Here is a 17,066-nt window from a genome sequence, read left to right on the forward strand (position 1 = left end):
CTGGGATGCTCGACACGGTAGTGAAGGGGGTACGGGCTGTGACAGACACGCCGCAGGGCGACCGGGCCGGACGGCCGTCGGAGTCGGAGTCGACCTATCGGGCCTGGGGGGCCGTGGGTGGGGCGGACGCCGAGTCGGCGGTCCCTGTCGATCCGGTCACCGGGGAGCCGACCGGTCCGACGACGCTGCCGCCGCTGACCGGGCCGGGCGCGCCCGCGGTTGCGGTCGCGGGCCCGCCGACCACCGGTCCAGCGGGTGTGACGACGGCCCCGGCCACGGGCTCCGGTGCGTTCACCCTGCCGCCCGCCGGTCCCGGCACCCTCGCCCCGACCCCGGAGTCGGCCGGGGACCCGACCGCCCCGCCACCGGAACCCACGCCCGCGCTGGTCGCCAAGGATCTCAGCCTGGTCACCGGGGACGGCGTGATCTTCCGGGCGATCGACCTGGTCGTGCAGCCCGGCACGGTCGCGGCGATCGTCGGGCCGTCCGGCACCGGTCGCTCGTGCCTGCTGCTGTCCCTGACCGGTCGGATGGCCCACTCGGCCGGCGTCCTGACCGTGGCCGGACACGACGCCACGGAGGGCCTGGACCATCTGCGGTCGCTGACCGGGGTCGCCCGGATCTCGCACCGGATCGGCCCGGAACCGAGTCTGACGGTGGCCGAGTCGGTCGACGAACGGTGCCTGCTGGAGGACGTCCCGCTGGCCGAGGGCCGTCAGCGCTTCGTCGAGGTCTGCCAGACCCTCGAGCTGGATGTCGCCCCCTCGACGCTGGTTCGGGACATCGGCGGGGTGGACGGCACGAAGCTCGCCGTCGCGCTCGCGGCCGTCCGGGTCAGCGCCGTCCTCGTCCTGGACGACCTGGACGGCGGGGTCAGCGGCCAGGACGAGTTCGACCTCCTCCACGCCCTCATGGCGCTGGCCGCCACCGGTCCGGCGATCGTCGTCACGACCACCGACCCGTACCCGGTCGCCGACGCCCACACGGTGATCGTCATGCCGGACCGGGCCGAGCCGGAACCGGTCGTCGTGGTCGCCGACGCAGTGGTCGTGGAGGTCGCCCCGGACGCGACCGCCGAACCGCTGCCGGACGCCCCCACCCAGGTGGTGTCCCTGGACAAGACGGCCGTGACACCCCCTGATGCCGCTCCGGTCACCCCGGAGGCCGCCGGTCCGCCGCCCCCGCCGAGCGGGACCGTCGCCGCCCCCGAGCGGCGACGTCGCTGGCCGTTCGGCCGTCGCGGCGGCCGGCACGCCGCACCCGAGGCGGTCGGAGAAGCGGCCGCACCGGCGGCGACGCCGGTCGACCCGGCCGCCGTCCCGTCCTACGGGCACCACGCCGAACACCCGGCGGACCCGCCGACCGACGTCTTCCCCATCGACCCGACCATCTACGGGCCCCGGGTCGCCCGCGACGACGACGCCGCGTCGGCGTGGTGGACCGAGCCCCGGTCACCCGCCGAGCCGAAGACCGACGACCCGGCGGTTCGCCCGCCTGCCGACCCGCCGTCCACCGGCGACGGACCCGCCCAGGGGGACCACCGATGATCAAGACGTTCCGCTTGGCCGGTTTCGAGCTGCGCCGGTTCCGCGGCACGGTCCCCAAGCTCGCGCTGGTCTTCGTCACCCTGATCCCACTGCTCTACGGGGCGTTGTACCTGTGGTCCAACTGGGACCCCTACGGCAAGCTCGACCAGATCCCGGTGGCCGTGGTCAACCAGGACCAGGCGGTGACCGGTCCGAACGACGCCGTCGTGGACGCCGGTGACCGGTTCGTCGCGCAGCTCCAGAACGAAAAGATCTTCGACTGGAAGTTCACCGACGAGGCCACCGCCCGTAAGGGTCTCGCCGAGGGCCACTACTACCTGGTGATCCTCGTTCCGCCGGACTTCTCGGCCAACCTGGCCAGCGGTTCGGGGACCGATCCGCGGCGGGCGATCATGCAGGTCCGCCGGGACGACGCGAACGGTTACGTCGTCGGGCTCCTCAGCGCCTCCGTGCAGGACAAGCTGGAGGCCGCCGTCGACCGGGCCGCCATCGGCGCGTACTTCGACGCCGTCTTCGCCAACCTGGACCAGATCCGCGGGAACCTCGACCAGGCGGCGAGCGCGGCCGGTCAACTCGGATCCGGCGCGCAGAGCGCGCTGGACGGCAGCAACCAGCTCGCCACCGGCCTGACCAGCGCGAAGGGCGGCGCCGACCAGTTGGTCACCGGGTTGACCGACGCCAAGACGGGTTCGACCAACCTGGTCTCCGGCGCCCAGCAGGCGCAGTCCGGGGCGAGCAGTCTGTCCAGCGGGCTCAGCTCGTTGCAGACCGGCGCGAACGACCTGGTCAGCGGATCCCAGCGGGTGGCCGACGGGAACAACACGCTCGCCTCGGCCGTCGTCCCCATCCTCAACGACGCCGCGGCCCTCGGACCGCAGATCGCCACCGCCGGCCAGAACGTGGCCGCCGGCGCCGCCCAGGTCACGTCCCTGGTGTCCACCGGGGCGAACTCGCTCAACAGCCAGCTCACCACCGCGAACACCGCGCTGAACCAGCTGCGCAACCAGTACCCGAACGACCCGGCGGTCGAGTCCCTGACCAGCACCCTGATCGCGATCGACGGCACCGGAGCCGGGTTGGCCGCCGCCGCCGGCCAGATCAACACGGCGGCGGCCACCGTCAACCAGGTCGCCGCCGACGTCAACTCCCAGGCCTCCGGCGGCGCGTTCAGCCAGGCCGCCCAGCAGATCACCGACCTGGCCAGTGGCGCCCAGCAGGTGGCCAGCGGTGCCTCCCAGCTGTCCGGCGGCATCGACCAGGCCGCCAGCGGCGCGGCGTCCCTGGACACCGGCCTGCAGTCGCTGAGCTCCGGGGCCACCCAGCTGGACTCCGGTATCGGCAGCCTGCAGACCGGCGCCCAGTCGCTGTCCGACGGGATCGGCCAGCTGCAGACGGGCACCACGTCGCTGACGGACGGCCTGACCCAGCTGCAGTCCGGGGCGACCCAGCTGCAGCAGCAGCTCAGCGCCGGCGCCGCCCGCATCCCCGCGCTCAGCCCCGACCAGCAGCAGGACGCCGCCCAGGTGCTGTCCGCTCCGGTCGAACTGCAGGAGACCGTGGACAACCCGGCCGGCGTCTACGGCCGGGGTCTCGCGCCGTTCTTCTTCGCGATCGCCATCTGGGTCTTCGGCATCTCCGTGTTCCTGGTGATGCGGCCGATCTCGTTGCGGGCGCTGGCCGGTCGGGCCTCGTCGCTGCGGATCGCGTTCGCCGGCTGGTTGCCCATCGTGGGGCTGTGCCTGCTCGGATCGTGGATCCTGCTGCTGGTCTCCTGGTTCGCGCTCGGTCTGAATCCGGTCAACGTCGGCGGGGCCTTCGGGCTGGTCGCCCTGGCCGCCATCGCCTTCACGGCCATCGCGCACCTGCTGCGGACGGCCCTCGGGGTGGTCGGGTCGGCCATCACGCTGGTCCTGCTGATGGTGCAGTTGACCGGATCCGGCGGCCTGTACCCGGTCGAGACGCTGCCGCTGCCGCTGCGGGTGATCCACCCGTACCTGCCGATGAGCTATCTCATCGACGGCTTCCGCATCGTCTTCACGGGCGGCCCCACCGACCACCTGTGGCGGGACGTCGCGGTGCTGACCGGGACCGCGGTGCTCGCGCTCGGCCTGACCGTGTTCGCCGTCAGCCGGCGCCGGCGGTTCTCCGTGCGGGACCTGCACCCGGTGCTGCAGACCTGACGGCCGGGGTTCGGCCCCCCGGCCACCGGGAACCGTGCGGACATGGCGAACAACGATCTGAACGGTAAGAAGGTGGCGATCCTCGCCGCTGACGGTGTGGAGCGGGTCGAGCTGGAGGAACCGCGCAAGGCGCTGCAGCAGGCCGGGGCGACCGTCGAGCTGCTGTCGGTGAAGGAGGGTGAGATCGAAGCCAAGGAAAGCGATCTCAATGACGCCGGCTCGTTCTCGGTGGACCGTTTGGTCGCCGACGCGAAGCCTAGCGAGTACGACGCCCTGGTGCTGCCGGGTGGCACGGTCAACCCGGACAAGCTGCGGATCGACTCCGACGCGGTCGCCTTCGTCCGCGATTTCGTCCAGTCCGGTCGCCCCGTCGCGGCGATCTGCCACGGACCGTGGACCCTCGTCGAGGCCGGTGTACTGCAGGGGCGGACGGTGACGTCGTTCCCGAGCATCCGCACCGACCTGCGCAACGCCGGGGCGACCGTGGTCGACGAGGAGGTCAGCATCGACGGCAACCTCATCACCAGCCGCAACCCGGACGACATCCCGGCGTTCTGCGAGGCCGTGGTCAAGGCCGTCGCGCAGGCCTGACCTGCACCGGTCCGGCGCCGCGGGGCGCCGGACCGCCGTCGGTCTCAGTCTATGAGGCAGTGCGGCACGAACGACGACAGGTTGTCGGTGATCAGGCCGTCGCTCTCCCGGATGCCCAGCCCGGCGGCCTCACCGTCCACCATCCACACCCCGAGCACCGGGTGGTGCGAACCGTCGACGCCGGCGAAGTCGGGCAGCGGCGCCAGCAACTGCCGGACGGTGCCCTCCTGGCCGTAGGGGCCGGGTTCGGTGTGCACGGTCTGCCCGTCCCGGACGAAGCGGACGTTGGCGCCCTCCCGACCGAGCAGCGGCTTCTCCGCGTACGTCGTGAAGTCGGCCGGTTCCCGGCCGGCGAAGTACGTCGGCAGCAGGTAGCGGGACAGCTCCGGGTCGTCGCCGAACATCTCCCACAGGATCGCGAGGATGCCCTTGTTGCTCCACAGCATCTTGTAGGCCGGTTCGACCCAGACGGTGCCGGTGGGTTGCACGGCGTTCCACAGCGCGGTCCGGCCGAACGGCTCCTGCGCCAGCATCTCCCACGGGTACAGCTTGAAGATGACGTCGATGGGCCGGCTGGACGTGTCGAGGAACGTGCCGGGGTGTACGACGGTGCCGCCGAAGTCGATGGTCATCGGTTCCTCGGCGAGCTTGATGTCCTCGGTGTGCAGCAGCTCGACCTGGTAGCCGGCCTCGGTGACCGCGTCGGCCATCGCGAGGACGGTCATCTGGTCCTCACCGCTGGTGTCGGCCGACGACCAGGCCAGGTGCACGGTGCGGACGGGCCGCCCGGTCTGCGCCGAGAACCGGGACAGGTTCCGCTTCCAGGCCAGCACGAGCGCCTCGTAGACGTTGTTCCACTGGTCCCGGCCGCCGACCGCGTCGTTGGACAGCAACCAGTTCCACTGGATGGCGGTCGATTCGAGCAGGCTGGTGGGGGTGTCGGCGTTGTACTCCAGCAGCGTCGGCACGGCCAGGGTCGGGTCGGCGGCGACCAGGTCGGGATGGTTGCCGTAGCGCAGGTCGAACCGACCGATGACGCTGGGGGACTCGGTGTCCCACGACTTCTCGATGGCCGGGACCGCCCAGCTGGGGATGGCCAGTTCGGCGTAGCGGCGCCGGGCGATGATCTCGTCGGCCGCCGGGACGAGCATCCGGTCCAGGATCGTGTTGCCGGCGGCGGCCAGGTCGTCGATCTCGGCGGTGGTGAAAGAGTAGTACTGCGCTTCCCGCCAGTACGACCGCAGGTCGACCCCGCCGTCGGGGCGGGGGACGTGGTCGGTGTTGAACACCAGCCCCTGGGCGACGACCTGCGCCTCCCAGGCCGGGCGCAGTGCCCCGTCCTCGTGCCGTTCCATCAGCTGCCCGACCCGCTGCTGCCGCTCGATCCGGTGGAGCCCTTGCCGATGCCGCCGGACTTCACGGTCGTCCCGGCGGCCCGGCCGGTGGAGGACAGGCCGGCCGAAGTCCGGGCCGCCTTGTCGGTGGGGGAGATGCGGGTGCCACCGGACGGCAGTCGCGAGCCCAGCAGATAGCCGGCCGCCGCGAACATCAGAAAGTGCGACCCGGAACCGGTGCTGGTGCTCGTCTCGTCGCACAGGGAGTTGTCGACGACATTGTCGTTCGCATCGACGCAGTACACGGTCTGTTCGGTCTGCTCGCCGTCGTGGTCGGAGCCGCAGGCCACCAGCGACGGGGCGACGAGCACGCCGGCCGCGGCCATGCTGACCAGTCGGAGGGACAGGGGTCGTCGCGCACCCGAGAATCGGGAGTGAGCGGTCACGAATCGCCTTTCCTCGGGGTCCGGGCCGTCGGCGCCGGCTCCGGATCCCGGGCGGCGGGTGTTGCGGGGCGGCCGGCGGACCTCGTCCACATCGACTTCCCGAGTGTAGAGAGCCCGGAGCCGGGCGGTCGTGCTCGACGGTCGACCAGGCCCCAACGAGTGCCCGGCGGGCGACCCGTCCGGTTTCTGGGGGGCCAGATGTCGTCGCTCCGTATGCCCGGCCGTCAGGGAGGACCGGTGGGGCACGATGACGGTGCTGACCCGTCCCGTCACCTCGAACCGGAGGTCCCCGTGCCCGTCCCCGGTGCTCCACTCCGCTCGCTGGGCTTTCTCACCATGGGACTGTTCGACCCGGCCGACCCGCGTCCCGGTCACGAGGCCACCCTGCGGATGATCGAACGCGGCGAGGAGCTGGGTTTCGACAGTGCCTGGGTCCGGCACCGACACGTGCAGCACGGCATCAGCTCCCCGGTGGCCGTGCTGGCCGCCGCGAGCCAGCGCACGTCGCGCATCGCGCTGGGTACCGCGGTCACTCCGCTGGGCTGGGAGAACCCGCTGCGGCTGGCCGAGGACTGGGCGACGCTGGACGTACTGTCCGGCGGCCGGTTCCACGGTGGTTTCAGTGTCGGCCCGCCGATGCAGTGGGACGCGGTCCGTGATGCCCTGTACCCGGACACCGCCGACGTCGAGGACTTCGGCTACGGGCGGGTGGAACGGCTGCTGCGCTGCCTGCGCGGCGAGCGGGTCAGCCAGTTCGAGGGGACCCGCGGGATCGAGGTGTTCTCCGCCCGGGTCGAGCCCCACTCGCCGGGCCTGCCGGCGCGGCTCTGGTACGGCGCGGCGAGCGCCCGATCGGCGGCCTGGGCCGGCGAGCACGGCCTGAACCTGCTGATGAGCAGTGTCGTGCGGGCCGAACCCGACGACGCCGCACCGGACTTCGGGGCCATCCAGGCCGGTCACGTGCAGGCCTACCGGGACGCCCGCGCCGCGGCGGGATTGTCTGGGACGGGCCGCATCTCCCAGGGTCTGGTGGTGATCCCGACCGACGGTGCGACCGCCGACCAGCGGGAGCGTTACCAGGCCTACGCCGACGCCCGCCTGCCGCGGACCCGCGAGCCGCAGGGCCCGGGCGGGCTCCTGTTCGCCCCCGACCTGGTCGGCCCGGCCGAGGACATCGCCGCGCGGTTGCACGCCCACCCGGGCTTCCGCCTGGTCGATGAGGTCGCCTTCGCGTTGCCGTTCACCTTCGCCCCGGCCGACTACGACCAGATCATCACCGACATCGCCACCCGCCTCGGCCCGGCCCTGGGGTGGCGGCCGGGCGGGTGACCGCGACGGTCAGCGGAACCAGGCGGTCGGCGTCCAGCGGGAACGGGTCGCGTGACCGTCCGGGTTCGGGGCCAGCACGCTGCCGGCCGACGGCGGCACCGTGCGGCGGGATGTCGTGCCGTAGCGGGCGAGCGGACCGACCAGTCGATCGAACAGGCCGGGCAGCACCCGGAACCCGAGGACGGCGAGGTGGTTGGTGAGGTTGACCGGTCGGTCCCGTCGGGGACGGCGCAGGAGCCCGGCGATCGCGGCCGCCGCCTTCTCCGGCTGGGCGATCGGCGGCGGCGGACGCCCCTCCCACCCGACGTAGTTCGCTGCCTGGGTGTAGGCCGGGGTGTTGACGCTGCCGGGGGAGAGCAGGCTGATCTCGATGCCCGCCCGGTCGCGGTACTCGATCTGCAGGGTGCGCACGAGCGCGTGCACGCCCCATTTGCCGACCACGTACGTCCCCATCGTCGGGACGACGATCTTGCCCAGCAGTGATCCGATCACCACCAACCGGCCCCGGCCGTGGTCCTCGAAGTGGGTGAGGGCGGCGCGGGCGACCCGGGCCGTGCCCAGCAGGTTGGTGGTGATGGCCCGCTCGAACACCTCGGCCGGCACGTCGGTGAAGCGTCCGTAGCCGACCGCCGCGGCGGTGTGCACCACCGCGTCGAGCCGGCCGAACCTCCTGGTCGCGGCCGTGAACAGCTCGGTGACGGCGTCGGCGTCGCTGACGTCCGTCGGCACGGTCAGCACGGTGGCTCCGGCGGACCGGCACTCGTCGGCGGCCTCCGTCAGCGGCTGGGGCGAACGGGCCGCGAGGACGAGATCCCAGCCGTCGCGGGCCAGCCGCGCGGCGGTGGCCCGGCCGATCCCGCTGGAGGCGCCGACGATCACGGCGACCGGTCGGGCCCGGTCGTGCGGTGCGGAATCGGTCATGTCCGGCGAGTGCCCTGGTGGCGGGGGTGGCAATCGTCGGTGAAAGGCATACCGGTCTGTGTTGCCGGCCCCGGCCGGGGTAGTACAACGGCGCCGGGTATCGGCCCGGCGATCGGGGACAGGGGCGTCCGTGGGCGTCCCGTCGGCGAAGGGACGTGCACCATGAGCGATCACGACGACCGTCTGGCCCGCTTGGAGGCGAAGGTCGACGAACTGGCGCGCCGCGTCGACCAGCTGGGCAGCGGCGGCGCTGCGGCCGGGACCGTCAGCGATTTCGACGCGGAGAACGACACCAACCGCTTCCCGCCGAAGTCCGAGTTCTGACCACCCGGGCCGGGGACGATGTCCCGTCGTCCCCGGTCACCGACCACCCGGGCGTCCCCGGGTTACGAGCACTGCCACAGGCCGAACCCGCTGGTCGTGGGCTTGCCGCGGCTCGATCCGAGGTCGGCCGCTGCGACGCGGGTCCCGCCGCCGCCCGACCCGGACTGCCCGTCCGACTCCCCCCAGGTCCCCAGTGACGTGCACGCCCGCTGCTCCACCGTGCGACGGACCGGGTCGTCGGCCGGGGCGCGATCCTGGACGACGAACAACCGGTTCCGGCCGGAGGCGATCATCGAGGCCAGATCCGCCTCGGTGAACACCGGCACCTGACCCGAGTAGCCGCCGTCGGTCAGCACGCTGTCCCCCGTCGCGTCGATGACAGCGGCCGAGATGGCCCAGGAGTCCGTCAGGAACAGAGGCCCACCGTTCTGCCCCCCACCGGCCGCGCGGGCGCGAGCGACCAGCGCGGCCTGCTCGGTCGACAGCGACCCGTGACCACCCCACAGCGCCGGCGGTGCCACCGTGAAGGGCGCGGTCACGGACGCGTCCTGACGGGTGCCGACCGAGGCGTCCCCGCCGCTGCCGTCCCGGGTGGGATCGACGATCTGCGCACTGAAGCAGGCCGGACCGGCCAACAGGGTCGCGGCGGCGACCACCGCGACGAACCGCCGACCGCGCGCCGATCGATCGGCCGACGTCCGGACGGCCCGGTCCCGGACGGCGCCGATCAGGACGACCACGGTCCCGATCACCACGACCAGGGCGAACGGGATCAGCAGCACTGTGGGCAACCCGCCGGCCACCGCGAGCCATCCGGCCCACGCCGCCTGGACCAGCAGCAGTCCCGGCAGCACCATCCGCCGCGACAGCCGTGAGGAACGGGCCAGCCGCACGGCTCCGACGGCCCCGACCGCCGCCAGCAGGGACGCCGAGGGCGGCGACGTAGGCGGTGTGCGGGAGGTGCGCCGCCGACAGCACCACCACGGCGGTGACCAGCCACACCACCACGGCCACGAAAGTCGCGCGCCCCGCGCGATCCTCCCGGGTTGCATTCCGCCGGCGGGTCGCGGTCGGCCACCACCGCCACGCGCCGAGGGTGATGCCGACGATCGCGACCGGGTACAGCCAGCCCACCTGGGTCAGGTAGGTCGGGTCGATGAGCTTGGTCGCCGACGACGCCGCCGCCCCGCCGAACCCACCGCCGGGAGCGGAGGTGGCGGCGGCGACGATGTCGTGCCCGGTGTTCGCCATCGCCGAGGTGGTGGCCGCAGTGTGGTGCACGTCCGTGGACCCGCCGCCGTGGGCCGTCGACACTGCACCGGGCCAGGCGCCGGGCAGGAAGCGGTCGAGACCGTTGTAGCCGAACACCATGGCGAACACGTTGTTGTCGGTCGAGCCGTCGACGTACGGGCGGTCGGCGGCCGGGACCAGCTGGACCACGGTGATCCAGGCGAGCGAGGTCGCGACCGCCGAACCGGCCAACGCGCCGGCCCGGACCAGGGTCCGCCCCCGCGCTCCTCCGTGGCTTGCCGCGCCGGAGCCGGCGACCAGCGTGGCCACGACGAGGGCCGGTAGGACGAACCAGGCCTGCAGCATCTTGGCCTGGAACCCGACCCCGACAAAGAGACCGGCCAGCAGCAGCGGCCACCATCGAGCGGTCAGGACGGCGCGCTGCCACCACAGGAATGCCACGGCCAACGCCATCGTGAGCAGGCCGTCCTCCATCGGGTGCGCGAACATCGACACGAAGATCGGCGTCGTCGCCGCGGCTGCGGCAGCGAACAGACCGACCGCCCGGCCGCCCCACCGCAGACCGATCAGCGCACAGGCCCAGACGGTGATCAGCCCCTCGATCACCTGGGGGAGGGCGACTGCCGAGGTGGAGAGACCGAACAGATGGATGCTGGCGGCCTGCGGGATCGCGAAGCCGCTGAGCTTGTCCAGGGTGACGGTGGCGCCCGGGTCGAAGGCGCCGAAGAGCAGGGCCTTCCACGACTGCGACATCGACCGGGCCGACGCCTCGTAGAAGGCGAAGTCGCCGCCGCGGGCCAGGTTCCAGGTGGTCAGGACGGCGGCGGTAGCCAGGATCGCGACCAGCGCGAGACGGGCCCCCCGGGTCTCGTTCCGCCAACGGGGGAGTGCGGCGCTGTTCGACACGACGGTCACCGTCGGTCATCGACGTGCGGGATCGATGTGCGCGGGAACGGAGACGTCTGTCGTCCGGCCCCTCAGCGGGATTTCCCGGCCGGGGCGGTGCGAACCGCCGGGTCGGGCCGGGGACACTGTCAGGCGGCCGGCTTCGTCGGCCCGGACCCTCGGGGTGCGATCACGAGGCCCGACGGGACGACAGGGAGTCAGCAGCGACCATGGCCATGCCGCATCGGGAGGAACTGCCCGGTCCGTCCGCCGGGGTCCGTCACGACCCCCGGGCCGTGGCGGCGATCGTCGTCGGCGGCGCCCTGGGCACGCTCGCCCGGGCCGCGCTCGGTCAGGCGTGGACGCACGACCCGACCACCTGGCCCTGGGCGACGTTCGTCGTGAACCTGGTGGCCGCCGCCGTGCTCGGCTGGACGGTCACCTGGCTGGCGGTGCACCGGCCCCGGTCGAAGTACCGGCGGCCGCTGATCGGGACCGGACTGTGCGGCGGGCTGTCCACCTTCTCGACCATGCAGCTGGAGATCGTGCGGATGCTGCAGGCCCACGCCGTGCTGCTCGCCGTCGGGTACACCCTGGTGAGCATCGCCACCGGCGTGGCCGCTGCCCAGCTCGGTACCACCCTGGCCCGGCGGGGCGCCCGATGACGGCGCTGCTGTGGGCGGGCGTCGTCGTCCTCGGCGGGTTCGGGTCGTTCCTGCGCTACTGGGTGGATGCGCAGGTCAGCCACCGGTTCGGCCGCACCTTCCCCTGGGGGATCCTCGTCATCAATGTCAGCGGGGCGTTCGCACTCGGGGTGGTGACCGGGTTGGCGTTGGCGCCGGACGTGGCCCTGCTGGCCGGGACGGCCACCGTCGGCGCCTACACCACGTTCTCGACCTGGGTGCTCGACACCCAGCGGTTGGCGGAGGAGCGCGCCTGGCGCGCGGCGGTCGCCAACCTCGTCGTCAGCACGGTGCTCGGCCTGGCCGCCGTCGCCGGGGGGCTGGCCGTGGGCGGCCTGTTCGCCTGACCCGATCCGGCTCGAAGCGGGGCAGAACGCTCGGTTGAGCCCCGACGCCTGCGGGCACCACCACGACGTCGCCTGGTCACCCAACAGCGGGACCGTGCGGTGACGGTAGTCCCGAGGAGCACCACCATTCCCGCTTCGTCGTCCCCCGATCCGGAGCACCCGGCCAAGCCCGACGCTCCCACCCAGCTGACCAGACGGTCCTGGACCTTCATCCTGCGCAAGACGCTGCGGGAGTTCAGCGACGACCAGTGCACCGACCTGGCCGCCGCTCTCACCTACTACGCCGTCCTCGCCCTCTTCCCAGCGCTGCTCGCGCTGGTGTCACTGCTCGGACTGTTCGGCCGGCAGGGCAACACCGACGAGCTGTTGAGCGCGCTGTCCGACGTCGGGGCCGGGTCGATCGTCGACACCGTCCGCGGCCCGCTGGAGCAACTGACCTCCTCGGCCGCTACCGGCTTCGCCCTGGTCATCGGCCTCGGCGGGGCGCTGTGGTCGGCGTCCGGATACGTCGGCGCCTTCGGCCGGGCCATGAACCGGATCTACGAGATCGACGAGGGCCGGCCGTTCTGGAAGCTGCGCCCGCTGATGCTGGTCATCACGCTGGCCGCGGTCATCCTGGCCGCGCTGGTCGCGGTCGGTCTGGTGGTGTCCGGGCCGGTGGCGCAGAGCGTCGGTGACCTCATCGGTCTCGGATCCACCGCGGTCACCGTCTGGAGCATCGCCAAGTGGCCGGTGCTGCTGGTGCTCGCCGCCCTGGCCGTGGCGATCCTGTACTACGCGACACCGAACGTGCGGCAGCCGAAGTTCCGCTGGCTCTCTGTCGGCGCCGCGGTAGCCATCGTGACCTGGGTCGTCGCCTCCGCGCTGTTCGGTCTCTACGTCGCCAACTTCGCCGATTACAACAAGACGTACGGCTCGCTGGCCGGCGTCATCATCTTCCTGCTCTGGTTGTGGCTGACCAATCTCGCCCTGCTGTTCGGCGCGGAACTGGACGCCGAGATGGAGCGGGGCCGCCAGCTGCAGGCCGGGATCGCCGCCGAGGACGAGATCCAGCTGCCCGCCCGGGACACCCGGGTGATCGAGAAGAACGACGCCAAGGACGAGCAGGACGCCGCCCGGGCCCGCGCCCTGCGCCACACCGCCGGCCGGTCCGACGACCCGTCCGAGGTCCCGGCGACCACCGGCACACCAGGCCCGAACACCGACGAAGGGAACGCACGATGAAGGCAGTGACCTGGCAGGGCAAGCGGGACATGCAGGTCAAGGAGGTCCCGGACCCGCAGATCGTCGAGCCCACCGATGCGATCGTGAAGATCACCTCGACCGCGATCTGCGGTTCCGACCTGCACCTGTACGAGCTGCTCGGGCCGTACATGACGGCCGGCGACATCGTGGGGCACGAGCCGATGGGCGTCGTCGAGCAGGTCGGCAGCGCCGTCGACAACCTGCAACCCGGCGACCGGGTGGTGATCCCGTTCAACATCTCCTGCGGCCGCTGCTGGATGTGTACCCGGGGTCTGCAGTCGCAGTGCGAGACGACGCAGGTGCACGAGTACGCCAAGGGCGCCGCCCTGTTCGGGTACTCCAAGCTGTACGGCTCGGTGCCCGGTGGGCAGGCCGAGTACCTAAGGGTCCCGCAGGCCCAGTACGGACCGGTCAAGGTCAGTGCCGAGGGTCCGGACGATCGCTTCCTGTTCCTGTCGGACATCCTGCCCACCGCCTGGCAGGGCGTGCAGTACGCCGACGTGCCGGAGGGTGGGACTCTCGCCGTCCTGGGTCTCGGCCCGGTCGGCCAGTTCGCCGCCCGCATCGGCCGGCACCTGGGGTACCGGACCATCGGTATCGACCCGGTGCCCGAGCGGCGGGCGATGGCCGCCCGCCACGGCGTCGAGGTGCTGGACGCCGGCCCGAAGGACATCACCAGCGGCGCGGCCATCGGTGATCTGCTCCGGCAGGTGACCGACGGGCGGGGGGCCGACGGCGTCGTCGATGCGGTCGGCATGGAGGCCCACGGCAACCGCTCGGCCAAGATCGCCGCCTCGGTGACCGGGTTCCTGCCGGACGCGGTGGCCCGGAAGGCCATGGAGACCATCGGCGTCGATTCGCTGACCGCGCTGTACGGGGCGCTCGACGGCGTCCGGCGCGGTGGCACGGTCTCGCTGTCCGGCGTCTACGGGGGGTCCGCCGACCCGCTGCCGATGATGGACATGTTCGACAAGCAGGTGACGATGCGGATGGGGCAGTGCAACGTCCGCCGCTGGATCGACGACCTGTCGCCGTTGGTGAACGACCCGTCCGACCCGCTGGGCACGCTGGACCTGGTCACCCACCGGGTGCCGCTGGACCAGGCGCCGGAGCTGTACAAGACGTTCCAGGCCAAGGAGGACGGCTGCATCAAGGTGGTCCTCGAACCCTGATCCTCGGCTTCCGTCACTTCGATCACCCCGTTCGTCGGCCCGTTCCGGGTCGGTGGACGGGGTGACTCGTCTCTCAACCTCCCCGGCAGATATTTCGCTTGACGAAACGTTCTGTCAGGTACATGCTTGCCACCAGCAACCAATTGCGTGACGCAAGCAAGTAATGAGTGAGTAAAGGAGGGCGATGAGTCTCATCGCCGACGGGGTGGACGTCGATCCCACCTCCCCGGGTCAGGTCTCGGCGGCGGTCGCCACCGAGGTCCTCGCCCTGGTCCGCATCTTCGGCGGCATCAAGGCCCGGGTGGCCACCGGCCCCGAGTCGGACCACTTCCCGTCCGTGCTGCTCGGCAAGCTGGCCCACTTCGGCCCCAGCCGGGCCAGTGACCTGGCCGAGCACCTGTGCGCCGACCCGTCCACGGTCTCCCGGCAGGTCGCCACCCTCGTCAGGTCCGGGCTGGTGGAACGCCGGGCCGATCCCGACGACGGCCGCGCCTCGATCCTCGTCCTCACCGACGTGGGCCGTACCCGGGCGCAGGAGAACGCCGCGCGCCGCGGTCATGCCGCCGCCCCGGTCCTCGAGGACTGGACCACCGAGGACCGCGCCACGTTCCTCGGCCTGCTCCGCCGCTACACCGTCGGGGTGGAGACCCACCGCGACGAGATCATCCGCCGGATGCTCGACCCGGATTCCGGGCCGCACGCCACCGACTCCCCGTCCCCCCGCCCGGCCGACGCCGTCCCGGCATCCACCTCCGCACAGAAAGCAGGTGCCTGATGGAAGCGCCGCCCGTGACCACAGCCACCGCCCCCGCCCAGGGAGCGGCGGCCGCCGCCTCCCCGGCCGGCTTCACCCACGCCCAGATCCGGACGATCATCTTCGGCCTGATGGCCGGCATGTTCCTGGCCGCGCTGGACATGACGATCGTGTCCACCTCGATCCGGACCATCGCCGATGACCTGCAGGGTCTGTCGGCCCAGGCCTGGGTCACCACCGCCTACCTGATCACCTCGACGATCACCACGCCGCTGTACGGCAAGTTGTCGGACATCTACGGCCGCCGGCCGATGTTCCTCATCGCCATCAGCATCTTCGTGGTCGGATCGGTCGCCTGTACGTTCTCGACCTCGATGTACGAGCTCGCCGCGTTCCGGGCCCTGCAGGGTCTCGGTGCCGGTGGCCTCATGTCGATGGCCTTCGCGATCCTGGCCGACATCGTGCCGCCGCGAGAGCGGGCCAAGTACCAGGGCTACTTCCTGGCCGTCTTCGGCACCTCGTCGGTCATCGGCCCGCTGGTCGGCGGTTTCTTCGCCGGCGCCGAGTCGATCCTGGGCGTCACCGGCTGGCGCTGGGTCTTCCTGATCAACGTTCCGATCGGCATCATCGCCCTGATCGTCGTGGCCAAGGTCCTGCACCTGCCGCACATCCGCCACGACCACCGCATCGACTGGTGGGGCGCCGCCGCGCTGATCATCGGCCTGGTACCGCTGCTGCTCGTCGCCGAGCAGGGCCGCGAGTGGGGTTGGGGATCCCTCGGCGTCATCAGCCTGATCGCGCTGGGCGTCGTCGGTCTGGTCGCGTTCGTCCTCGTCGAGATCCGCATGAAGGACGAGGCCCTCATCCCGATGCGCCTGTTCCGCAGCCGCGTCTTCTCCATGGGTCTGGGCGCGAACGTCCTCATCGGCATCGGCATGTTCGGTGCGATCTCCGTCATCCCGCTGTACCTGCAGCTGGTCAAGGGCGCCTCGCCGACCGAGTCCGGTCTGCTGATGATCCCGATGATGATCGGCATCATGGGCGGCTCGATCGTGTCCGGTCAGCTGACCAGCAAGACCGGCCGCTACAAGATCTTCCCGGTCATCGGCACCGCACTGCTGACCGCCGCGTTCCTGCTGCTGCTGACCGTCACGATCGACACCAACATCTGGCTGCTGTTCGGCAACTTCTTCCTGCTGGGCCTCGGCCTGGGGCTGAACATGCAGACCCTGATGATCGCCGTCCAAAACGCGGCCCCGGCCAAGGACATGGGCGTCTCGACCTCGTCGGCCACGTTCTTCCGTCAGCTCGGCGGCACGCTGGGGGTGGCCGTGTTCATCTCGCTGCTGTTCAACGCCTGGCCGACGAACATCGTCAGCTCGGTCGCCACGGCCGGCAGCAACCCCTCGTTCCAGCAGGCCATCGGGGCGGCCGTCGCCGATCCGAATAGCGGCAGCCACGGGGTGGCCACCGCGCTGGCCGCGGCCGGCCAGGGTGACCTGAGCGGGATGGAGTCGATCGGTTCCAGCCTGACCAACAACTCCTCGTTCCTGTCGACGCTGGACCCGGCCATCGCCCGGCCGTTCCAGGAGGCGTTCGTCACCTCCGCACAGATCGTCTACCTGTGCGCCGCGATCCTGGCCGCGCTGGCCTTCGTCGTCGTGCTGCTGATGAAGGAGATGCCGCTGCGCACCATGTCGGCCATCCAGGAACGGATGACCGAGGACGCCTCGATCGCCGCGGAGACCCTCACGGTCGCCGAGCCGATGGAGGCCGATCAGGCTGCCCCGACCAAGAGCCTGGCCGGCTCGAACGGTCACACCGACGGTGCCGTCCCGGCCGGCGTCTCGAACGGCACGGTCCTGAACGGGACCCCGGTCAACGGCTCCGCGAATGGCCACCATGGTCGGCACGCCGGCTCGGCCGCCACCGAGGCCCCGGTCCCCGTGCGGCGCGGCCGCCACGCGGCGCCGGACGATGAAGACGACGTCGCCACCGCCGGCTCCGCCGGTCGCCACGGCGCCTGACGCACCACCCGAACGGCCCCGATCCTCCGC

The 17,066-nt window shown here is 71.7% G+C and carries 16 protein-coding genes and 1 pseudogene; 12 read left to right on the top strand and 5 right to left on the bottom strand.

The features are described 5' to 3' along the window. Window positions 1-38: 38 nt before the first annotated feature. From FDO65_RS13030 to FDO65_RS13040, 3 genes are read left to right on the top strand one after another with little or no spacing between them, the layout of a single operon-like run. Window positions 39-1,547 carry an ATP-binding cassette domain-containing protein gene (locus FDO65_RS13030; RefSeq protein ID WP_137450139.1) on the top strand — a complete coding sequence of 503 codons (1,509 nt, stop codon included), beginning with the start codon at window positions 39-41 and terminating at the stop codon, window positions 1,545-1,547. Then, window positions 1,544-3,727: a YhgE/Pip domain-containing protein gene (locus FDO65_RS13035; protein ID WP_137450140.1), complete on the top strand. Its 2,184-nt coding sequence runs from the start codon at window positions 1,544-1,546 to the stop codon at window positions 3,725-3,727. The genes FDO65_RS13030 and FDO65_RS13035 overlap by 4 nt, the downstream gene beginning before the upstream one ends. A 42-nt stretch (window positions 3,728-3,769) precedes the next feature. After that, window positions 3,770-4,318, top strand: coding sequence for a type 1 glutamine amidotransferase domain-containing protein (locus FDO65_RS13040; protein ID WP_137450141.1), 549 nt, complete (start codon window positions 3,770-3,772; stop codon window positions 4,316-4,318). Window positions 4,319-4,362: 44 nt separating this feature from the next. On the opposite strand, the gene FDO65_RS13045 is transcribed toward FDO65_RS13040, so the two are convergent. Together FDO65_RS13045 and FDO65_RS13050 are read right to left on the bottom strand one after the other, a co-directional pair. Next, a complete protein-coding gene (locus FDO65_RS13045; protein WP_137450142.1) occupies window positions 4,363-5,673 on the bottom strand; it encodes a glutathionylspermidine synthase family protein in 1,311 nt (436 codons plus the stop codon). Beyond that, window positions 5,673-6,098: a hypothetical protein gene (locus FDO65_RS13050; RefSeq protein WP_137450143.1), complete on the bottom strand. Its 426-nt coding sequence runs from the start codon at window positions 6,096-6,098 to the stop codon at window positions 5,673-5,675. Before FDO65_RS13050 ends, FDO65_RS13045 begins: the two co-directional genes overlap by 1 nt. Before the next feature lie 291 nt (window positions 6,099-6,389). Here FDO65_RS13050 and FDO65_RS13055 point away from each other — a divergent pair, with 291 nt between their 5' ends. Next, window positions 6,390-7,427: an LLM class flavin-dependent oxidoreductase gene (locus tag FDO65_RS13055; RefSeq protein ID WP_205850019.1), complete on the top strand. Its 1,038-nt coding sequence runs from the start codon at window positions 6,390-6,392 to the stop codon at window positions 7,425-7,427. 9 nt (window positions 7,428-7,436) lie between these two features. Here FDO65_RS13055 and FDO65_RS13060 read toward each other — a convergent pair whose 3' ends face one another. Continuing rightward, entirely contained in the window at window positions 7,437-8,348 is a 912-nt protein-coding gene (locus FDO65_RS13060; protein WP_137450144.1) for an SDR family NAD(P)-dependent oxidoreductase, read from the bottom strand. Between the two features lie 162 nt (window positions 8,349-8,510). Between FDO65_RS13060 and FDO65_RS22210 the strand changes: the two genes are divergently transcribed. Next, window positions 8,511-8,672, top strand: coding sequence for a hypothetical protein (locus FDO65_RS22210; protein ID WP_166442180.1), 162 nt, complete (start codon window positions 8,511-8,513; stop codon window positions 8,670-8,672). A 62-nt stretch (window positions 8,673-8,734) separates the two neighbouring features. On the opposite strand, the gene FDO65_RS22835 is transcribed toward FDO65_RS22210, so the two are convergent. Beyond that, complete coding sequence (locus tag FDO65_RS22835; RefSeq protein ID WP_240757593.1) at window positions 8,735-9,565, bottom strand: hypothetical protein; 831 nt, start codon at window positions 9,563-9,565, stop codon at window positions 8,735-8,737. 263 nt (window positions 9,566-9,828) lie between these two features. On the opposite strand from FDO65_RS22835, the gene FDO65_RS22840 reads away from it, so the two are divergent. Then, entirely contained in the window at window positions 9,829-10,032 is a 204-nt protein-coding gene (locus tag FDO65_RS22840) for a hypothetical protein (RefSeq protein WP_240757594.1), read from the top strand. A gap of 239 nt (window positions 10,033-10,271) precedes the next feature. On the opposite strand, the pseudogene FDO65_RS23330 reads toward FDO65_RS22840, so the two are convergent. Then, window positions 10,272-10,676 (bottom strand): annotated as a pseudogene (locus FDO65_RS23330) (ArnT family glycosyltransferase); the annotation flags it as partial. Window positions 10,677-11,038: 362 nt separating this feature from the next. Here FDO65_RS23330 and crcB (FDO65_RS13070) point away from each other — a divergent pair. The 6 genes from crcB (FDO65_RS13070) to FDO65_RS13095 all read left to right on the top strand — a co-directional run bounded on the left by crcB (FDO65_RS13070) (window position 11,039) and on the right by FDO65_RS13095 (window position 17,036). Continuing rightward, window positions 11,039-11,473, top strand: a complete 435-nt coding sequence (crcB, locus tag FDO65_RS13070) for a fluoride efflux transporter CrcB (protein ID WP_205850021.1) — start codon at window positions 11,039-11,041, stop codon at window positions 11,471-11,473. Continuing rightward, window positions 11,470-11,838, top strand: a complete 369-nt coding sequence (crcB, locus tag FDO65_RS13075) for a fluoride efflux transporter CrcB (protein WP_137450145.1) — start codon at window positions 11,470-11,472, stop codon at window positions 11,836-11,838. Before crcB (FDO65_RS13070) ends, crcB (FDO65_RS13075) begins: the two co-directional genes overlap by 4 nt. 99 nt (window positions 11,839-11,937) lie before the next feature. Next, window positions 11,938-13,062, top strand: coding sequence for a YihY/virulence factor BrkB family protein (locus FDO65_RS13080; RefSeq protein WP_240757596.1), 1,125 nt, complete (start codon window positions 11,938-11,940; stop codon window positions 13,060-13,062). Next, window positions 13,059-14,255 carry a zinc-dependent alcohol dehydrogenase gene (locus FDO65_RS13085; protein WP_137450146.1) on the top strand — a complete coding sequence of 399 codons (1,197 nt, stop codon included), beginning with the start codon at window positions 13,059-13,061 and terminating at the stop codon, window positions 14,253-14,255. Before FDO65_RS13080 ends, FDO65_RS13085 begins: the two co-directional genes overlap by 4 nt. Before the next feature lie 184 nt (window positions 14,256-14,439). Next, window positions 14,440-15,030, top strand: a complete 591-nt coding sequence (locus FDO65_RS13090; RefSeq protein ID WP_137450147.1) for a MarR family winged helix-turn-helix transcriptional regulator — start codon at window positions 14,440-14,442, stop codon at window positions 15,028-15,030. Beyond that, window positions 15,030-17,036, top strand: coding sequence for an MDR family MFS transporter (locus FDO65_RS13095; RefSeq protein ID WP_137450148.1), 2,007 nt, complete (start codon window positions 15,030-15,032; stop codon window positions 17,034-17,036). The genes FDO65_RS13090 and FDO65_RS13095 overlap by 1 nt, the downstream gene beginning before the upstream one ends. The last annotated feature ends 30 nt before the right edge of the window (window positions 17,037-17,066 follow it).

This window comes from Nakamurella flava, assembly GCF_005298075.1.
GTDB classification, from domain to species: Bacteria; Actinomycetota; Actinomycetes; order Mycobacteriales; family Nakamurellaceae; genus Nakamurella; species Nakamurella flava.

Bases quoted from the DNA above. Each gene is read 5' to 3' on its own strand.
- FDO65_RS22840 (WP_240757594.1), top strand. From the start codon at position 9,829: ATGAGCTTGGTCGCCGACGACGCCGCCGCCCCGCCGAACCCACCGCCG.
- FDO65_RS13085 (WP_137450146.1), top strand. From the start codon at position 13,059: ATGAAGGCAGTGACCTGGCAGGGCAAGCGGGACATGCAGGTCAAGGAG.
- FDO65_RS13060 (WP_137450144.1), bottom strand. From the start codon at position 8,348: ATGACCGATTCCGCACCGCACGACCGGGCCCGACCGGTCGCCGTGATC.
- FDO65_RS13090 (WP_137450147.1), top strand. From the start codon at position 14,440: ATGAGTCTCATCGCCGACGGGGTGGACGTCGATCCCACCTCCCCGGGT.
- FDO65_RS22210 (WP_166442180.1), top strand. From the start codon at position 8,511: ATGAGCGATCACGACGACCGTCTGGCCCGCTTGGAGGCGAAGGTCGAC.
- FDO65_RS13045 (WP_137450142.1), bottom strand. From the start codon at position 5,673: ATGGAACGGCACGAGGACGGGGCACTGCGCCCGGCCTGGGAGGCGCAG.
- FDO65_RS13095 (WP_137450148.1), top strand. From the start codon at position 15,030: ATGGAAGCGCCGCCCGTGACCACAGCCACCGCCCCCGCCCAGGGAGCG.
- crcB (WP_205850021.1), top strand. From the start codon at position 11,039: ATGGCCATGCCGCATCGGGAGGAACTGCCCGGTCCGTCCGCCGGGGTC.
- crcB (WP_137450145.1), top strand. From the start codon at position 11,470: ATGACGGCGCTGCTGTGGGCGGGCGTCGTCGTCCTCGGCGGGTTCGGG.
- FDO65_RS13040 (WP_137450141.1), top strand. From the start codon at position 3,770: ATGGCGAACAACGATCTGAACGGTAAGAAGGTGGCGATCCTCGCCGCT.
- FDO65_RS13035 (WP_137450140.1), top strand. From the start codon at position 1,544: ATGATCAAGACGTTCCGCTTGGCCGGTTTCGAGCTGCGCCGGTTCCGC.